The sequence below is a fragment of the Luteimonas qiangzhengi genome, assembly GCF_039548515.1.
GTDB lineage: Bacteria > Pseudomonadota > Gammaproteobacteria > Xanthomonadales > Xanthomonadaceae > Luteimonas.
Genome location: NZ_JBCLVE010000009.1, coordinates 183,103 through 200,291, shown reverse-complemented (window position 1 = coordinate 200,291; position 17,189 = coordinate 183,103). Strand labels below are relative to the sequence as shown.

The following is a 17,189-nucleotide window of genomic DNA, read 5'->3' as shown; positions in this document are numbered from 1 at the left end:
TTGGGGGAAACCGCTCGGGAGGGCAGGCTGGCATGCGCTACGAAGACGTTTACCGGCGTTCGGTAGAGGAGCCGGAGGCATTCTGGGCCGAGCAGGCCAAGGCCATCCACTGGCACAAGGCGCCGGAGAAGATCCTCGATTACTCCAATCCGCCGTTCCGCAAATGGTTCGTCGGCGGCGAGACCAACCTCTGTTACAACGCGGTCGACCGGCATCTCGACGAGCGCGGCGACCAGCTGGCGCTGGTGGGCTACTCGACGGAGATCGACAGCATCCGCGAGCTGAGCTACCGCGAGCTGCATCGCGAGGTGAACGTGTTCGCCGCGGTGCTGGGCTCGCTGGGCGTGGGCAACGGCGACCGGGTGGTGATCTACATGCCACATACAGTTGACGCAATCGTCGCGATGCTGGCCTGCGCGCGCATCGGCGCGATCCACTCGGTGGTGTTCGGCGGCTTCGCCTCGAAGAACCTGGCGCTGCGGATCGACGACGCCGAGCCGAAGGTGCTGGTCTGCGCCGATGCCGGCAGCCGCGGCGGCAAGGTCATCCCCTTCAAGCCGCTGGTGGACGAAGCGCTGGCCCGCTCGAAGCACCCGCCAGCGCACGTGCTGGTGTTCAGTCGCGGGCTGGCCGGCGAGGTGCCGATGCAGGAGGGCCGCGACCTCGACTACGCGGCGCTGCGACGCGATCACGAGGACGCGCAGGTGCCGGTGCAGTGGCTGGAGTCCAACGAGCCCAGTTACATCCTCTATACCTCCGGGACCACCGGCACGCCCAAGGGCGTGCAGCGCGACGTCGGGGGATACGCGGTGGCCCTGGCGCTGTCGATGTGGGCGGTCTACGACATCCGGCCCGGCCAGGTGATGTTCTCCACCTCCGACATCGGCTGGGTGGTGGGGCACTCCTACAACGTCTACGGGCCGCTGATCGCTGGCGCCACCTCGATCATCTACGAAGGGCTGCCGATCCGGCCGGACCCCGGGATCTGGTGGAAGCTGTGCGAACAGTACGGCGTGCGCACGATGTTCTCCGCGCCCACCGCGCTGCGGGTGCTGAAGAAGTTCGACACGTCGTACATCACCGATCGCGACCTGTCGAAGCTGGAGCACCTGTTCCTGGCTGGCGAGCCGCTGGACGAGCCGACCGCGCGCTGGATCTCCGATGTGCTCGGCAAGCCGGTGATCGACAACTACTGGCAGACGGAGACCGGCTGGCCGGTGCTCACCTTGATGCCTGGGCTGGACATGAAGCCGGTCAAGCTCGGCTCGCCAGGCCTGCCGAACCTTGGCTACAGACTGCGGGTGATCAACGAGGCCACCGGCGAAGATGCGCCGGCCGGCGAGAAGGGCGTGCTGGTGATCCAGCCGCCCCTGCCACCGGGCTGCATGAGCACGGTGTGGCGCAACGACGAGCGCTTCATCGCCAGCTATTTCAGCCATTTCAACGAGCTGCTCTACAGCTCGCTGGACTGGGCGATCCGCGACGAGGACGGCTACGCTTTCATCCTCGGCCGCACCGACGATGTGATCAACGTGGCCGGGCACCGGCTGGGCACGCGCGAGATCGAGGAGGCGGTGTCGAGCCATCCGGCGGTGGCCGAGGCGGCGGTAATCGGCGTGCATGACGAGCTCAAGGGGCAGGTGCCGGTGGTGTTTACCACGTTCAAGCAGCAGGGCGACGGTCACTCCAACGCAGAGATCGCCGAACAGATGCTGCAGGCGGTGACCAGGCAGCTGGGCGCGGTGGCGCGGCCGGCCAAGGTGTACGTGGTCAACGCGCTGCCCAAGACCCGCTCGGGCAAGCTGCTGCGCCGCTCGCTGCAGGCGCTGGCGGAGAACCGCGATCCGGGCGACCTGTCGACGCTGGATGATCCGGGCGCGCTGGAGGATGCGCGCCGGGCGATTGCCGAGGGACGCGAGCCCGAAGGCTGAGCCTTGGGCCAGTCTTTCTGTAGGAGCGCGCCATGCGCGCGAAGCCGCGTGACATCGATTCACGCTCCGTGGTTCCGGCCGCGACACCGCATCCGACGCTTCGCCACAAACCAGAATTCACGCGGCTTCGCGCGCATGGCGCGCTCCTACTGCTTCCGGTCAGGGGTGGGGATGGGCGGGGTCGATGTCCTCGTCCAGGGTCCAGACCACGTCGCTGCCTTCGGGGTCACGGCTGAGTACGAAGCGCGCCGGGGAGCGGGCGCTCATCGCGGCTGGCTTTCCCTTGGCGGAGTCGGTTAGCGGGATGATGTACAGCCCGCTGGCGTCGATCAGGCTGCGCGCGCTGACGTCGGCCAGGTCGCCCACATCGTTGATGGTGCCACCACGTCCGGCCAGCGAGTGCTCGAAGTTGACCAGCACGTCCGCACGCGCCGGTTCCGTGCCGGGAAGAACGAGCGTGGCGCCGGAGACCAGCATGTCCGGCCACACGCGGCCGTTTTCCGGCAGATCGCTGTAGAACTCTGTCGGTGTGCCGGCGTATTCGCCGCTGGCAATGGAATCCAGCGCCGCGGCCAGGCCCAGGAAGTTCAGCCGCCGCACCGCCTGCTTCTCCGGGTCGCCTTCGATTCCGCCAGATTCGACCAGCACCGTGCTGGTGCCCCAGGCAGTCATCATGTCGCCGAAGGCGCGTGGGTTGAAGGTGTCGTCCCATCGGCCCATGTGGCCGGCGATCCGCGGCTCCAGCGCCACCCGCATCACCGCCGCGACTTCCATCGCGCGCTGGCGCACCGGGTTGATGCCGCGTGCATGGTCGAAAGGCGGGGCCAGCAGGGCGATCGCCACGCCGCGGTCGCTGTCGCCAGCGCGGTAGCCGGGGCGCTGGTCGTGCAGGTTGAAGCCGAACTTCGGCTCGATCCGATCGCGCAGCGCCTTCAAAGCCCGACCCTCCGGCGTCGCCAGGGCGCGTGCGTCGCGATTGATATCGATGCCATGCGCGTTGCGTCGCTGGAAGCGCGCCGCGCCGTCTGGATTGACCAGCGGAAAGAAGTGCAGGGTGGTGCCTTCGCGCAGCCTTTCGACCAGCGGATGCTCCGGGTGTGCGCCAAGGAACTGGAACAGGTCCGCCAACGCCATGGTGGCGGTGCTTTCGTCGCCGTGCATCTGCGACCACAGCAGCACCCGGGTATCGCCTTCGCCCCACTGCACGTGGCGCAGCGGACGGCCTTCGGCGCTTGTGCCGATCCGCTCGACCTGGAAGCCGGCTTCCGCCGACAGCAGCGGGTCCGCCACCTGCCACCAGTGCTCCGGCGCGAAGGTCCGCTGTTCAAGGCCGGCAACGCGGATCGCATCCGGATACGTGCGCTCCAGCGCGTCCAGCCACGTGGGAGGCGAGGGCATCGGGGACGGCGCAGTCGTGGACTGTGTAGCGGTGCCGGGCACGTGCGCAGGCGTCGTGGCACAAGCGGCAAGGGCCGGCACGCACAGTGCAAACAGGCCGACAATCAGGAAACGGGAAAGGCGCATGCTGCAGTCCGGTCGGGCGGGGATGACCGAGCCTCGCGGTCGACTGGCGGCATGTCAATCGATCGCGGCGCCGCCCTGCTCCGTGGAAGTGCCGTCGCCTGCCGCAGGCTGCTCGCCGACATAGCGGGCGCGCGGGCGGATCAGCATGTCCGACGCCTGCTGCTCCAGCGCGTGGGCAAGCCATCCGGCCAGGCGCCCGGCGGCAAACATCACCAGCGCCGGCGCGGCCGGCAATCCGTGCGCATGGCACAGCGCTGCCAGCAGCAGGTCGATGTTCGGACGCTGGCCGCTGGCGTCTTCGGCAGCGCTGATGACCTGTTCCAGCCCCCGCATCGCCGGACTCCGCCCGCGTGCGTCGCGCAGCATTTCCAGCAGCGCCGCCGCGCGCGGGTCCCCGTCCGGGTACAGCGCATGGCCGAAGCCGGGCAGATCGTCGCCGCGCCCCCAGCGCGCCGCGACGTGGGCGCCGGGGGAGGGCGCGGCAAGCGCCTCGCCGATCAGCGCGTGGGCGCGCGCGGTGGCGCCGCCGTGGCGCGGTCCGGACAGGGCCGACAGCCCGGTGCACACGGTGGCGTGCAGGTGGGCACCGGTGGAGGCCACCACCCGAGCGGCGAACGCTGACACGTTGAGTTCGTGGTCGGCGCACAGCACCAGCGCCGCGCGCACCATTTCAGCGAAGCGCGGATCACGTGGCTTCCAGTGGCGGGCCAGCAGCAGGTGTACCGGCGCGTTGGCCGGGGCCACGCCGGCCACCAGCGCCGCGTTCTGACGCAGCAGGGTGGCGGCGATTTCGCGCCGCACCGTGCCCGATGAGCTGAACGAGTGACGGACTTCGAGCGCCAGCAGCGGGATCGCCGCCATCGCCCGCTCCAGCGGTGGCAGGCGGGCATCGCCGGCCACGGCGCGCACGGTGCCCGGCCACTCGGGTTCCAGTCGGCGTGCGAAGGGATCCTCGTTGCCGCACTCCCACAGCAGCCGCGCCGTGTCCTCGAGCGTGGCCCCTCCGCCGGCCAGCGCCACCGCCGAACGCCCGCGGTAGTAGGGGCCGTCCGCGCGGATCAGCGAAATGCGCGTTTCCATCACCGGCAGGCCTCGATCCAGGCTTTGCGCGGCCCCTCGCGCCGCGCCGCGGCCTGCGCGCTTGCGCTGCAGCAGCTTGTCCACGTCGCTGCGGCGATATGCCCGACTGCGGTGATCGGCGCCGGGCCGCGACTGCACCAGTCCGCGGCTGACGTAGGCGTACAGCGTGGCGGGGGTGATGCCCAGCAGTTCGCAGGCCTGGGCGGCAGGAATGAATTCGTCGTCCATGGCGACATATTGATTCAAGTGGTCAAGATTGATCAACAGGTTGATTGGTGAGAGCCTGTTCCCCGTCGCGCAAGGCCCTGCCCGGGTGCCTCCCGCGATCCGCATCCGCTGGAGTATCCGAGATGAGCAAAGTTTCCCCCGGCGCACGCTTCCGCGCCGCCCTTGCCGAAGAATCCCCGCTGCAGGTCATCGGCGCGATCAACGCCAACCACGCCCTGCTGGCCGAGCGCGCCGGCTTCCGCGCGATCTACCTGTCCGGCGGCGGCGTCGCCGCGGGTTCGCTGGGCATGCCGGATCTGGGCATCAACACGCTGGAAGACGTGCTGATCGACACCCGCCGCATCACCGACGTGTGTGATCTGCCGCTGATGGTGGATATCGACACCGGATTTGGTCCCAGCGCCTTCAACATCGAGCGCACCGTGCGCTCGCTGATCAAGGCCGGCGCCGCCGCCTGCCATATCGAGGACCAGGTGGGCGCCAAGCGCTGCGGTCACCGGCCGGGCAAGGAGATCGTGTCGCAGGGCGAGATGGTGGACCGGATCAAGGCCGCCGCGGATGCGAAGACGGATCCGGATTTCTTCCTGATCGCGCGCACCGATGCGATCCAGGTGGAAGGTGTGGACGCGGCGATCGAGCGCGCGCTGGCCTGCGTTGAGGCCGGCGCTGACGGCATCTTCGCCGAGGCCGCGCATGACCTGGACACCTACCGCAAATTCGTTGATGCGGTGAAGGTGCCGGTACTGGCCAACATCACCGAGTTCGGCGCTACCCCGCTGTTTTCGCGCGACGAGCTGGCTTCGGCCGGCGTGGCGATCCAGCTGTTCCCGCTGTCCGCGTTCCGCGCCGCCAACAAGGCCGCCGAATCCGTGTACACCGCCGTGCGCCGCGACGGCCACCAGAAGGCCGTGGTGGACGACATGCAGACCCGCGAAGAGCTGTACGACCGCATCGGTTACCACGCCTTCGAACAGCGCCTCGACGCTCTCTACAAGTAGGTCGGGGCTACGCCCCCGACACATTCGATTCCGGAGACCCGAAATGACCGAAACCACCCAAGCCCCCGCCTTCAAGCCGAAGAAGTCCGTCGCCCTGTCCGGTACCGCCGCCGGCAACACCGCGCTGTGCACGGTCGGCCGTACCGGCAACGATCTGCACTATCGCGGCTACGACATCCTGGACCTGGCCCGGACCAGCGAGTTCGAGGAAATCGCCCACCTGCTGGTACACGGCAAGCTGCCCAACGCCGCCGAACTGCGTGCCTACAAGGCCAAGCTGAAGTCGCTGCGCGGCATCCCCGCCGCAGTGAAGGCCGTGCTGGAGGAAATGCCGCCTTCCGCCCATCCGATGGATGTGATGCGCACCGCCGTGTCGGCTCTGGGCTGCGTGCAGCCGGAAAAGGACGACCACAACCACCCGGGCGCGCGCGACATTGCCGACAAGCTGATGGCAAGCCTGGGCTCGATGCTGCTGTACTGGTACCACTACAGCCACAACGGCAAGGTCATTGATGTCGAGACCGACGACGACTCGATCGGTGGCCACTTCCTGCAGCTGCTGCACGGTGAGCCGGCGCCGGAGTCCTGGGTCAAGGCGATGCACACCTCGCTGATCCTCTACGCCGAGCACGAGTTCAACGCCAGCACCTTCACCTGCCGGGTCATTGCCGGCACCGGTAGCGACATGCACTCGTGCATTGCCGGCGGCATCGGCGCGCTGCGCGGGCCCAAGCACGGCGGCGCCAATGAGGTCGCGTTCGAGGTGCAGAAGCGCTACGAAACTCCGGACGAGGCCGAGGCCGACATCCGCGAGCGGGTGGGGCGCAAGGAAGTGGTCATCGGCTTTGGCCACCCGGTCTATACGGTGAGCGATCCGCGCAATGAGGTGATCAAGACTGTTGCGCGCGAGCTGTCGGAAGAGCAGGGCAGCATGAAGATGTACGACATCGCCGAGCGTCTGGAATCGACCATGCTGGACGCCAAGAAGATGTTCCCGAACCTGGATTGGTTCAGTGCGGTGAGCTACCACATGATGGGCGTGCCCACGGCCATGTTCACCCCGCTGTTCGTGATTGCCCGCACCGCCGGCTGGAGCGCGCACGTGATCGAGCAGCGCATCGACGGCAAGATCATCCGCCCCAGCGCCAACTACACCGGGCCGGAAGATCTGGATTTCGTGCCGATCGACCAGCGTTCGTAACGCGCGCCACGCCCCACAGCAACAGCCAGCGAGCAACGATGAACACCCAATACCGCAAGCCCCTCCCCGGAACCGATCTGCAGTGGTACGACGCCCGCGAGGCGGTGGAAGCCGTCCGTGCCGGTGCGTGGGCCACGCTGCCGTACACCGCCCGCGTGCACGCCGAGAACATCGTGCGCCGCGCTGACCCGGAGATGCGGGATGCGTTCCTGGAGCAGCTGATCGAACGCCGCCGCGACCTGGATTTCCCCTGGTTTCCGGCACGCGTGGTCTGCCACGACATCCTTGGCCAGACCGCGCTGGTGGACCTGGCCGGCCTGCGCGATGCGATCGCCGATGCCGGTGGCGACCCGGCCAAGGTCAATCCGGTGGTGCCGGTGCAGCTGATCGTTGACCACTCGCTGGCGGTTGAATGCGGCGGCTTCGATCCGAATGCGTTCACCACCAATCGCGAGATCGAAGACCGGCGCAACGCCGATCGTTTCCACTTCATCGACTGGACCAAGCTGGCGTTCAAGAACGTGGATGTGATCCCGCCGGGCAACGGGATCATGCACCAGATCAATCTGGAGAAGATGTCGCCGGTGATCTACGTGGACGACGGGGTCGCGTTCCCCGATACCTGCGTGGGCACCGACAGCCACACCCCGCACGTGGATGCGCTGGGCGTGGTGGCGATCGGCGTGGGTGGGCTGGAGGCCGAGAGCGTGATGCTTGGGCGTGCCTCGTGGATGCGCACGCCGGAGATGGTTGCCGTGGAGCTGAGCGGCAAGCCGCAGCCGGGCATCACCGCGACCGATATCGTGCTGGCCCTGACTGAATTCCTGCGCCAGCAGAAGGTGGTCGGTGCGTACCTTGAGTTCCGTGGCGAGGGTGCAGCGGCGCTGACCATTGGTGACCGCGCCACCATTTCCAACATGGCGCCCGAGTACGGCGCCACCGCGGCGATGTTCTTCATCGACGACAACACCCTCGACTACCTGCGCCTGACCGGGCGTACCGAGGAACAGATTTCACTGGTGGAGAACTACGCGAAGACCGCCGGCCTGTGGGTTTCGGACCTGGCTGATGCCGAGTACGCGCGCACGCTGCACTTTGACCTGTCCAGCGTGGTGCGCAACATGGCGGGGCCGTCCAACCCGCACCGCCGCCTGCCGGTCAGTGACCTGGCCGAGCGCGGCATCGCCACCGACCTCACCACCGTTCGCGAGCAGGAAGCACAGGGCCTGCTACCCGATGGCGCGGTGATCATCGCCGCCATCACCAGCTGCACCAATACCTCCAACCCGCGCAACGTGATTGCCGCTGCGCTGCTGGCGCGCAACGCCAACGCCCGCGGCCTGACCCGCAAGCCGTGGGTGAAGACCTCGCTGGCGCCGGGTTCGCGCGCTGTGCAGCTGTACCTGGAAGAAGCAGGGCTGCTGCCCGAACTGGAGCAGCTGGGCTTTGGCATCGTTGGTTTCGCCTGCACCACCTGCAACGGCATGTCCGGCGCCCTGGATCCCGCGATCCAGCAGGAAGTGATCGACCGCGACCTGTACGCAGTCGCAGTGCTGTCGGGCAACCGCAATTTCGACGGGCGCATCCATCCTTACGCCAAGCAGGCCTTCCTGGCCTCGCCGCCGCTGGTGATCGCCTACGCCATCGCCGGCACGGTGCGTTTTGACATCGAGAAGGACGTGCTGGGCGTGGATGCCGATGGCAACGAGGTGCGACTGAAGGACCTCTGGCCGAGCGACGAGGAGATCGACGCGGTGGTCAAGGCCAGCGTCAAGCCCGAGCAGTTCCGCCGCGTCTACGAGCCCATGTTCCGCCTGGCCGTGGATGATGGCACCCGCGTGGAGCCGCTGTACGACTGGCGCCCGATGAGCACCTACATCCGCCGCCCGCCTTACTGGGAAGGCGCGCTGGCCGGCGATCGCACGATGACCGGCATGCGCGCGCTTGCGGTGCTGGGCGACAACATCACCACCGACCACCTCTCGCCATCCAACGCGATCATGGCCAGCAGCGCCGCCGGCGAATACCTGGCCAAGATGGGCGTGCCCGAGGAGGACTTCAATTCCTACGCCACTCATCGCGGCGATCACCTGACCGCGCAGCGCGCCACCTTCGCCAATCCGAAACTGCTCAACGAGATGGTGCGCGATGAGAGTGGCGAAGTCCGCCAGGGTTCGCTGGCCCGGATCGAGCCGGAAGGCGAGGTCACGCGCATGTGGGAGGCGATCGAAACCTACATGGAGCGCAAGCAGCCGCTGGTCATCATTGCCGGCGCCGACTACGGTCAGGGTTCCAGCCGCGACTGGGCCGCCAAGGGCGTGCGCCTGGCCGGGGTGGAAGTAATCGTGGCCGAGGGCTTCGAACGCATCCACCGCACCAACCTGGTGGGCATGGGTGTGCTGCCGCTGGAGTTCCAGCCGGGCACCACGCGCCTGACCCTTGGCATTGCTGGCACGGAAACCTTCGACGTGCTCGGCGAACCTGCTCCCGGCGCCACCCTGACCCTGGTGATCAACCGCCGCGACGGCGAGCGGGTGGAAGTGCCGGTCACCTGCCGCCTGGATTCCGACGAGGACGCGCAGGTGTACAGCGCCGGTGGCGTGCTGCAGCGGTTTGCGCAGGATTTCCTGGCGGGCAACGCCTGATGTTTGAACGGCTGCCAGGCGGATCGGAGGCCCAGACGGCCTCGGACGAAGCCTGGTGGCCCGGCCGTGGCCCGCGGCTGCTTTTTCTTGTGCGGCTGGCGCGCGGCGTGGCCTCCACGCTGGACGGAATCATTGAGGAAGCCGGGCTCAAAGCCAAGCTGGGCGGAACCCTGTTCCCCCAAGAGCTGTGGCACCAGTCGGTGTCGGATCGCTATGCCGATCTGCCGTGGGTGCGGGAACGGCTGATGGCCGCCGGCGGGCAGGTGCAAGTCCCCGGCTTCACCCTGACGCTTGACCAGATCAGGACTGCGCGCAACCAGCGCGGAAGCTTCAATGCCGAAGTGCGCCAGCGGGGCCGGTGTTCCGAGTTCGCCCAACTGGTAGAGGCAATCAACGCCGCCGTCGCCGCTGAGGGTCTGCCGCAGGGCGGGGGACATTCACCGCACGCCACGTTGAGCTACGGCTTTGACGGCACCATGCCGTCAACCCAGTCCATCCCGCCATTGGACTGGCGGGTGGACGCCTTTGAACTGGTTTGGGGAGGCGGCCACCCGTATCGCTATGACACGCTGGGGCGCTGGCAGCTCGGCCCGCCGGTGATGACTGCCAGCCAGCCCAGCCTGTTCTGAGGGTCGCGCCACCGCTGGTGGTGGGTGCTAGGCTATGCGCTGCATATGCAATGCACTGGAGAGCCCCATGAAAACCGCCAGCCTGCCGTCTCTTCGGGTTACCCCCGAGCTGCGCCAAGCCGCCGAGTCCGTGCTCCACGAGGACGAGAGCCTGTCGAGCTTCATGGAGAAGACGCTGCGTGAGGAAGTGAACCGACGCCGCATGCAGGCCGAATTCATCGCCCGCGGTCTGGCCGCGCGTGAAGAGGGCAAGCGCACTGGGGTCTACTTCACCGCGCAGGAGTCGCTGGCGGCGCTGGATGACATCCTGGCCAAGCACAAGCCCGGCAGCCAGTGAGTTTCCACGTCCGGATCAGTGAAGGCGCGCAGCAGGACCTCGAGCACCTGCTGGATCATCTCGCACCCGTGGACTACGCCTCGGCCTTGCGCGCACAGGCGGCGATCGAGCGCGGCTACGCGTTCCTGACCGAGATGCCGTTTGCCTGCCGCAAGCTGGACGACGCCAACCCGTTTCTGCGCGAAATGCTCATCCCGTTTGGGGACTCCGGCTATATCGCCCTGTTCGAAATCGAAGACAGCACCACCGTTACCATCCTTGCCGTGCGCCACCAGCGCGAAGACGATTACCACTGAGTCCATGAAGCCATGAGCCACTTTCCCCAGCTCCGCATCCCCGCCACCTACCTGCGTGGCGGCACCTCCAAGGGCGTGTTCTTCCGCCTTGAAGACCTGCCCGAAGCCGCACGCCTGCCGGGCCCGGCGCGCGACGCGCTGCTGATGCGGGTGATCGGCTCGCCCGATCCCTACGGCAAGCACACCGACGGCATGGGCGGGGCGACCTCGTCGACCAGCAAGTGCGTGATCATTTCGAAGTCCACCCGTCCGGATCACGACGTGGACTATCTATATGGTCAGGTATCGATCGATACCGCCTTCGTCGACTGGTCGGGCAATTGCGGCAACCTCAGCACCGCGGTGGGACCGTTCGCGATTGCCAACGGCTTCATCGACCCGGCGCGCCTGCCGGAGAACGGCAGTTTCGCGGTGCGGGTATGGCAGGCCAATATCGGCAAGACCATCGTCTGCCACGTGCCAATTGTGCGCGGGCAGGTACAGGAAACCGGCGATTTCGACCTGGACGGGGTGACCTTCCCGGCCGCCGAGATCGTGCTGGAGTTCATGGATCCGTCCGACGATGACGGTGACGGCGGGTCGATGTTCCCGACCGGAAACCTGGTGGACACGCTGGAAGTGCCGGGCGTGGGCCCCTTGCAGGTCACCATGATCAGCGCGGGCATCCCGACGGTGTTCGTCAACGCCGCCGACATCGGCTACACGGGCACCGAGCTGCAGCCGGCCATCAATGAACATCCGGCGGCGCTGACCAAGCTGGAGGCGATCCGCGTGGCCGGTGCGCTGCGCATGGGACTGATCAGCCGGCCTGAAGAAGCCGCTACCCGCCAGCACACGCCAAAGGTGGCCTTTGTGGCTCCGCCGGCCGATTACCTGGCCAGCAGCGGCAAGGCCATCGCCGGCACCGATATCGACCTCAACGTGCGGGCGATGTCGATGGGCAAGCTGCACCACGCCATGATGGGTACCTGCGCGGTGGCCATTGCTACTGCCGCCGCAGTGCCCGGAACGCTGGTGAACCTGGCCGCCGGCGGCGGGGAGCGCACTGCGGTCCGGTTCGGGCATCCCTCGGGCGCGCTGGGGGTCGGTGCTGAAGTGTGCCAGCAGGACGGCCAGTGGGGCGTCACCAAGGCGGTGATGAGCCGCAGCGCACGGGTGCTGATGGAAGGCATGGTGCGGGTGCCGGCGGACACGCTGGAAGCTTGATTCGTGGCGTCGGGGGCGTAGCCCCGACCTACGGGTAAGCCTGTCGGTTCGGCTTATGTCCGCGGTGCGAGGTTCTGCACCTTGAGGAAGGTGTGATCGTCGATCACCGCCACCTGCGGCGCATTGCGCCAGTTGGGCGATGCGATGTTGTGGGCGAGGAAGTGGCTGGCGCCGGGCACCAGTTCTTCGCGCCGACCCGGGGGCAGGGCCCAGTTGCGTTCGGATTCGATGGCCAGGTTCAGCGAATGTGCCCACGCCTGCGGATTGGTCAGGCGCATGCCCGGGGAAACAATGCCCGGGGCGAACTGCTTGCGTGCGGTGACCACTTCACACATCGAATCACCCCACAGACCGCTGTCCTGGCGGCGCAGGGCCACCTCGGCGACGGCCTGCTGGCCGAGCACGGACTGATTGCGGGCTTCCAGGTACACGGTGGTGCCAAGACAGAGCGAGTCGGCCGCAGGCTGCGGGAGCAGCGTGGCGAACCAGAGGATCCAGCCCAGTGTCATTCGTTGTATCTCCTTGCTTCGTTGCGCTGGCGATCGCGGCTGCTGCCCTGATGGGCGGTGGCAACCGATGACCGGATCCGGCATGGCGAATGGGCGCACCCGGATCTGACCGGACGCTCGCGAACGATTCGCGACAAGGGCAGCGGCTCTATGGCGCTTTTGTTGCCCCGATCCGGCGCATCCCGTATTCAGGATCGCGGCGGATCGACCGTGGAGGCAGGGGCCCCCTCCGGACTGCGCGAACCTTAATGGGCGTTTCCCGAACTCAACCTGAACGCGAAAACTTGACTTACAGCCTTGCAGCGAGCCGACAGCCCTGGTCGATTGCCCGCTTGGCATCCAGTTCGGCGGCCACATCGGCGCCACCGATCAGGTGCGGTTGGATGTCGGCGGAGCGCAGCGCACCCACCAGATCGCGGCGAGGTTCCTGGCCGGCGCAGATCACCACGTGGTCCACCTCCAACACCTGGGTCGTGCCGTCCACGCGGATGTGCAGGCCTTTATTGTCCACGTGCAGATATTCCACCCCGCCCAGCATTTCGACCTGCTTGTTGCGCAATGTGGCGCGGTGGATCCAGCCGGTGGTCTTGCCCAGCCGGGTGCCGAGGCGGCCGGGACTGCGCTGCAGCAGCCACACCTGCCGTGCCGGCGGCACGGGCTGCGGTTCAACCAGCGCACCGGTACTGGCGAAATCCGGATCCACACCCCATTCGCGCATCCACAGGGTGGGGTCCAGGGTGGGCGAGGGGCCTGCGTGGACAAGATACTCAGCCACGTCGAATCCGATCCCCCCGGCGCCAATGATCGCCACCCTCGGCCCGGGAACGACCCGCTGCTCCAATACATCGAGGTAGCTGAGAACTTTGTCGTGCCCGCTGCCCGGCAACTCCACCTGCCGCGGCTCCACGCCGGTGGCCAGTACCACCTCGTCGAAGTGGGCGAGGGCATCGGCATCCGCGCGGGTGGACAGTCGCACCTGTACGCCGGTCTCTTCCAGTCGATGACGGAACCAGCGCAGCGTTTCGGTGAACTCTTCCTTGCCGGGGATCCGCATGGCCAGCTTGAACTGTCCGCCGATGTCGGCCGCCGCTTCAAACAGCGTGACCTGGTGACCGCGCTCCGCCGCCACCGTGGCGCAGGCCAGGCCGGCCGGTCCGGCGCCGACCACCGCAATCCGGCGCGGCGCAGCGGTGGGTGCGTACACCAGCTCCGTCTCGGCGCAGGCGCGCGGATTGACCAGGCAACTGGCGGTGCGGTTCTGGAAAATATGGTCCAGGCAGGCCTGGTTGCAGGCAATGCAGGTGTTGATGGCCTGGGGCTTTCCTGCGCGCGCCTTGTTGACCCATTCCGGATCGGCCAGCAGCGGGCGGGCCATGGACACCAGGTCGGCGCTACCGGAAGAGAGCACGGTTTCGGCCACGTCGGGCATGTTGATGCGGTTGCTGGCCACCAGCGGTAGGCGCACGTAGGCGCGCATCTTTGCCGTGACTCCGGCGAAGACGGCGCGCGGTACCGAGGTGGCAATAGTGGGCACGCGCGATTCGTGCCAGCCGATGCCGGTATTGAGGATGGTCGCCCCGGCGGCTTCAACCGCCTGGGCCTGGGTCACGATCTCCTCCCAGTGCGAGCCATCCGGCACCAGCTCGGCCATCGACTGGCGGTAGATGAGGATGAAATCGTCCGCGCAGGCTTCACGCACCCTGGCCACGATCTCGGTGGCGAACCGCATGCGGTGTTCCAGCGGGCCGCCCCAGCGGTCGTCGCGCCGGTTGGTGCGCGCGCTGGCGAATTCGTTGATCAGATAGCCTTCCGAGCCCATGATTTCCACGCCGTCATAGCCGGCCTCGCGGGCCAGCTTTGCGGCGGTAACGTAGGCGCTGATGGTGCGCTCCACGCCGCGACCGGAGAGGGCGCGCGGTGTAAAGGGCGTGATCGGTGATTTGAACCGCGAAGGCGCGACCGACAGCGGGTGATAGGCGTAGCGGCCGGCGTGCAGCAGCTGCAGGCAGATCTTTGCACCATTGTCATGGACCGCCCGGGTCACCTCACGGTGCTTGCCGGCGTGCCAGGGGCGGGACAGACGGCTGGCAAACGGCTTCAACCACCCTGACACGTTGGGCGAAAACCCACCGGTGACGATCAGTCCCACCCCGCCCGCGGCGCGCTCGGCGAAATACGCGGCCAGCTTGGGGAAATCTCCGCGCCGGTCTTCCAGCCCGGTGTGCATGGAGCCCATCAGCACCCGGTTGCGCAGGGTGGTGAACCCCAGGTCCAGCGGTTCGAACAGATGCGGGTAGCTTGGGGAGGTAGCAGCGGGCAGGGCAGCAGCAGGCGACATGGCGGATACGCAGGCGTATGGAGCCAGCAGGGTGCCGGGGAAGCGGCGGGCAGGCAAGCCGCCGGGAAGCTAGTCGGCGGGGGGAGCGCCTTCACCGGGGCAGGCGGCGCGGACCGGCAGCGTCATCGCAAACATCGGCAGGAACATGCCGCACAGCGGGCCCACCAGACAAGCGAACGCCAGGGTTCCCCAGCCTACCGTGCCGCCCAGCCACCAGCCTGTCACCAGTACAGTGGCTTCGATCAGGGTGCGCACCATCCAGATGGGCCGGCCGGTGCGGCGGTGCAGGCCGGTCATCAGGCCATCGCGGGGACCAGAGCCGAAGCCGGCGCCGATATACAGTCCGGTTGCGGCGGCCAGCAGTACCAGGCCCGCGGCAAACAGTGCGATCTGTGCCACCAGCCCCTGCGCATTGGGAATCGCCCACAGGCCCAGCTGGGCGCTGGGACCGATCAGCAGCGCATTGAGCACCGTGCCGATCCCGAACCTTTCCCGCAGTGGCAGCCACAGGGCCAGCACCCCGACCCCGATCAGCACCGTGGCCAGCCCGAACGGAATATCCGCACGGATCGAAATGCCCTGGCTCAATACGTCCCACGGAGCCAGGCCAATGCCGGCGCGCACCATCATGCTGATGCCGATGCCATACAGAAACAGGCCCAGCAACAGACGGGTCGCGCGTTCGGGGAGCAGGGGAGACATGGCGGCGATTTTAGCCTGTGAGCATGGCGGTGACGCCGCGTATGGGAGCATCGGACCGAATCCGTATTGGAGTCGGCCATGGCCCTGCCAGATGCCCGTTCCGCAGCGCGACCCGCGCCCGACCGTCCGCTGGTCGAGGTGGCGGACTATGTGATCGATACCCGCATCGATTCCGAACTGGCCTATGACACCGCCCGCTGGATGCTGCTTGATTCGCTGGCCTGCGCAATGCTTGCGCTTGAGTTCGATCAGTGCAGGCGACACCTGGGTCCGCTGGTGCCGGGAGGTGAAATCCTTGGCGGTGCACGCGTGCCCGGGACCGGGTTCGAGCTGGATCCGGCCCAGGCCGCGTTCAATATCGGCACCCTGGTGCGCTGGCTGGATTTCAACGACACCTGGCTGGCAGCAGAGTGGGGACATCCGTCCGACAATCTCGGCACCATCCTGGCCGTGGCCGATTGGCAGGCGCGCAAGGAAGGCAAGCACATCACGGTGCGCGATGTGCTGGGCTGGGCGATCAAGGCGCATGAGATCCAGGGCGTGCATGCGCTGCGCAACGCCTTCAATCGGGTGGGCCTGGACCATGTGATCCTGGTGCGGGTGGCGTCGACGGCAGTCGCCACTGCAATGCTGGGCGGGGGCAGGCAGGAGGTGATCAACGCGTTGTCGCACGCCTGGATCGATGGGGGAGCGCTGCGGACCTATCGCCACGCGCCCAACACCGGTCCACGCAAGAGCTGGGCGGCCGGCGATGCCTGTCGTCGCGCCGTGGTGCATGCCCTCAATGCGGTGCGTAAAGGGACTGATGGCTACCCTTCAGCGCTGTCGGCACCGACCTGGGGCTTCTATGACGTGCTGTTCAAGGGGCGGGAATTCGAGTTTGAACGACCGTTTGGCAGCTATGTGATGGAAAACGTGCTGTTCAAGATCAGCTGGCCGGCGGAATTCCACGCTCAGACCGCGGTCGGGTGCGCGATGCAGCTGCACGACCAGGTGCGCGAGCGCCTGGATGAGATCGAGCGGGTGGAGATCCACACCCAGGAAGCAGCGGTGCGAATCATCGACAAGACCGGACCGCTGGACAACTACGCCGACCGTGACCACTGCCTGCAATACATGGTGGCGGTGCCGTTGGTTTTCGGGCGGCTGGAGGCGCAGGACTATGCCGATGACGTGGCGGCCGATCCGCGGATTGACGCCCTTCGCGCCCGCATGCTGGTGAAGGAAGAACCGCGCTTTACCCGCGAGTATTTCGACGCTGACAAGCGTGCCATCGGCAACTCGGTCCAGGTGTTTTTCACCGACGGGTCGTCCACCGAGAAGGTGGTCATCGATTATCCTGTGGGCCATCGCAGGCGGCGGGAGGAGGGGATTCCATTGCTGGTGGCGAAGTGCGACCACGCATTCCGCACCCGTTTGCCGGCTGACCGGGTGGATGCGCTCATGGCGCTGGCGAAGGATCCAAAGCGCATGGACGACATGCCGCTGTCCGACCTGTTGGACCTCTACGCAAGCTGAACGGCAGGGGGGTGAAGCAGGTGTGATGGGGTTAACTGTTATGTTAC

The 17,189-nt window shown here is 67.1% G+C and carries 14 protein-coding genes; 9 read left to right on the top strand and 5 right to left on the bottom strand.

Annotated features, from left to right (window positions below):
- The first annotated feature begins 32 nt into the window (after positions 1–32).
- On the top strand, positions 33–1,931 hold the full coding sequence (prpE, locus tag WCE59_RS08390) for a propionate--CoA ligase (protein WP_343258297.1): 1,899 nt from the start codon (positions 33–35) through the stop codon (positions 1,929–1,931).
- 159 nt (positions 1,932–2,090) lie between these two features.
- On the opposite strand, the gene WCE59_RS08385 is transcribed toward prpE, so the two are convergent.
- Both WCE59_RS08385 and WCE59_RS08380 read right to left on the bottom strand, forming a co-directional pair.
- A complete protein-coding gene (locus tag WCE59_RS08385) occupies positions 2,091–3,455 on the bottom strand; it encodes a M14 family zinc carboxypeptidase (RefSeq protein ID WP_343258295.1) in 1,365 nt (454 codons plus the stop codon).
- A gap of 54 nt (positions 3,456–3,509) precedes the next feature.
- On the bottom strand, positions 3,510–4,763 hold the full coding sequence (locus tag WCE59_RS08380; RefSeq protein WP_343258294.1) for a citrate synthase family protein: 1,254 nt from the start codon (positions 4,761–4,763) through the stop codon (positions 3,510–3,512).
- Positions 4,764–4,885: 122 nt separating this feature from the next.
- On the opposite strand from WCE59_RS08380, the gene prpB reads away from it, so the two are divergent.
- From prpB to prpF, 7 genes are all read left to right on the top strand, one after another.
- Entirely contained in the window at positions 4,886–5,761 is an 876-nt protein-coding gene (gene prpB / locus WCE59_RS08375) for a methylisocitrate lyase (RefSeq protein ID WP_343258293.1), read from the top strand.
- A 43-nt stretch (positions 5,762–5,804) separates the two neighbouring features.
- Positions 5,805–6,962, top strand: a complete 1,158-nt coding sequence (gene prpC / locus WCE59_RS08370; protein ID WP_343258292.1) for a bifunctional 2-methylcitrate synthase/citrate synthase — start codon at positions 5,805–5,807, stop codon at positions 6,960–6,962.
- Between the two features lie 38 nt (positions 6,963–7,000).
- Positions 7,001–9,607, top strand: a complete 2,607-nt coding sequence (gene acnD, locus WCE59_RS08365) for a Fe/S-dependent 2-methylisocitrate dehydratase AcnD (RefSeq protein ID WP_343258291.1) — start codon at positions 7,001–7,003, stop codon at positions 9,605–9,607.
- Positions 9,607–10,236: a 2'-5' RNA ligase family protein gene (locus WCE59_RS08360; RefSeq protein WP_343258290.1), complete on the top strand. Its 630-nt coding sequence runs from the start codon at positions 9,607–9,609 to the stop codon at positions 10,234–10,236. The genes acnD and WCE59_RS08360 overlap by 1 nt, the downstream gene beginning before the upstream one ends.
- Before the next feature lie 67 nt (positions 10,237–10,303).
- Entirely contained in the window at positions 10,304–10,573 is a 270-nt protein-coding gene (locus WCE59_RS08355) for a YlcI/YnfO family protein (protein WP_343258289.1), read from the top strand.
- Complete coding sequence (locus WCE59_RS08350; RefSeq protein WP_343258288.1) at positions 10,570–10,869, top strand: type II toxin-antitoxin system RelE/ParE family toxin; 300 nt, start codon at positions 10,570–10,572, stop codon at positions 10,867–10,869. Before WCE59_RS08355 ends, WCE59_RS08350 begins: the two co-directional genes overlap by 4 nt.
- A gap of 12 nt (positions 10,870–10,881) precedes the next feature.
- Positions 10,882–12,075 carry a 2-methylaconitate cis-trans isomerase PrpF gene (prpF, locus tag WCE59_RS08345; RefSeq protein WP_343258287.1) on the top strand — a complete coding sequence of 398 codons (1,194 nt, stop codon included), beginning with the start codon at positions 10,882–10,884 and terminating at the stop codon, positions 12,073–12,075.
- A 53-nt stretch (positions 12,076–12,128) separates the two neighbouring features.
- Here prpF and WCE59_RS08340 read toward each other — a convergent pair whose 3' ends face one another.
- The 3 genes from WCE59_RS08340 to yczE all read right to left on the bottom strand — a co-directional run bounded on the left by WCE59_RS08340 (position 12,129) and on the right by yczE (position 15,624).
- On the bottom strand, positions 12,129–12,584 hold the full coding sequence (locus WCE59_RS08340) for a cell wall hydrolase (protein ID WP_343258286.1): 456 nt from the start codon (positions 12,582–12,584) through the stop codon (positions 12,129–12,131).
- A gap of 289 nt (positions 12,585–12,873) precedes the next feature.
- Entirely contained in the window at positions 12,874–14,922 is a 2,049-nt protein-coding gene (locus tag WCE59_RS08335) for an NADPH-dependent 2,4-dienoyl-CoA reductase (RefSeq protein WP_343258285.1), read from the bottom strand.
- 69 nt (positions 14,923–14,991) lie between these two features.
- Positions 14,992–15,624 (bottom strand): membrane protein YczE, encoded by a 633-nt coding sequence (gene yczE / locus WCE59_RS08330; protein ID WP_343258284.1) that lies wholly within the window; start codon positions 15,622–15,624, stop codon positions 14,992–14,994.
- A 78-nt stretch (positions 15,625–15,702) separates the two neighbouring features.
- Between yczE and WCE59_RS08325 the strand changes: the two genes are divergently transcribed.
- Positions 15,703–17,142, top strand: coding sequence for a bifunctional 2-methylcitrate dehydratase/aconitate hydratase (locus WCE59_RS08325; protein WP_343258283.1), 1,440 nt, complete (start codon positions 15,703–15,705; stop codon positions 17,140–17,142).
- Positions 17,143–17,189: the final 47 nt, after the last annotated feature.

Coding starts and splice junctions, on each gene's coding strand:
- prpE (WP_343258297.1), top strand. CDS start 33: ATGCGCTACGAAGACGTTTACCGGCGTTCGGTAGAGGAGCCGGAGGCA.
- WCE59_RS08385 (WP_343258295.1), bottom strand. CDS start 3,455: ATGCGCCTTTCCCGTTTCCTGATTGTCGGCCTGTTTGCACTGTGCGTG.
- WCE59_RS08380 (WP_343258294.1), bottom strand. CDS start 4,763: ATGGACGACGAATTCATTCCTGCCGCCCAGGCCTGCGAACTGCTGGGC.
- prpB (WP_343258293.1), top strand. CDS start 4,886: ATGAGCAAAGTTTCCCCCGGCGCACGCTTCCGCGCCGCCCTTGCCGAA.
- prpC (WP_343258292.1), top strand. CDS start 5,805: ATGACCGAAACCACCCAAGCCCCCGCCTTCAAGCCGAAGAAGTCCGTC.
- acnD (WP_343258291.1), top strand. CDS start 7,001: ATGAACACCCAATACCGCAAGCCCCTCCCCGGAACCGATCTGCAGTGG.
- WCE59_RS08360 (WP_343258290.1), top strand. CDS start 9,607: ATGTTTGAACGGCTGCCAGGCGGATCGGAGGCCCAGACGGCCTCGGAC.
- WCE59_RS08355 (WP_343258289.1), top strand. CDS start 10,304: ATGAAAACCGCCAGCCTGCCGTCTCTTCGGGTTACCCCCGAGCTGCGC.
- prpF (WP_343258287.1), top strand. CDS start 10,882: ATGAGCCACTTTCCCCAGCTCCGCATCCCCGCCACCTACCTGCGTGGC.
- WCE59_RS08340 (WP_343258286.1), bottom strand. CDS start 12,584: ATGACACTGGGCTGGATCCTCTGGTTCGCCACGCTGCTCCCGCAGCCT.
- WCE59_RS08335 (WP_343258285.1), bottom strand. CDS start 14,922: ATGTCGCCTGCTGCTGCCCTGCCCGCTGCTACCTCCCCAAGCTACCCG.
- yczE (WP_343258284.1), bottom strand. CDS start 15,624: ATGTCTCCCCTGCTCCCCGAACGCGCGACCCGTCTGTTGCTGGGCCTG.
- WCE59_RS08325 (WP_343258283.1), top strand. CDS start 15,703: ATGGCCCTGCCAGATGCCCGTTCCGCAGCGCGACCCGCGCCCGACCGT.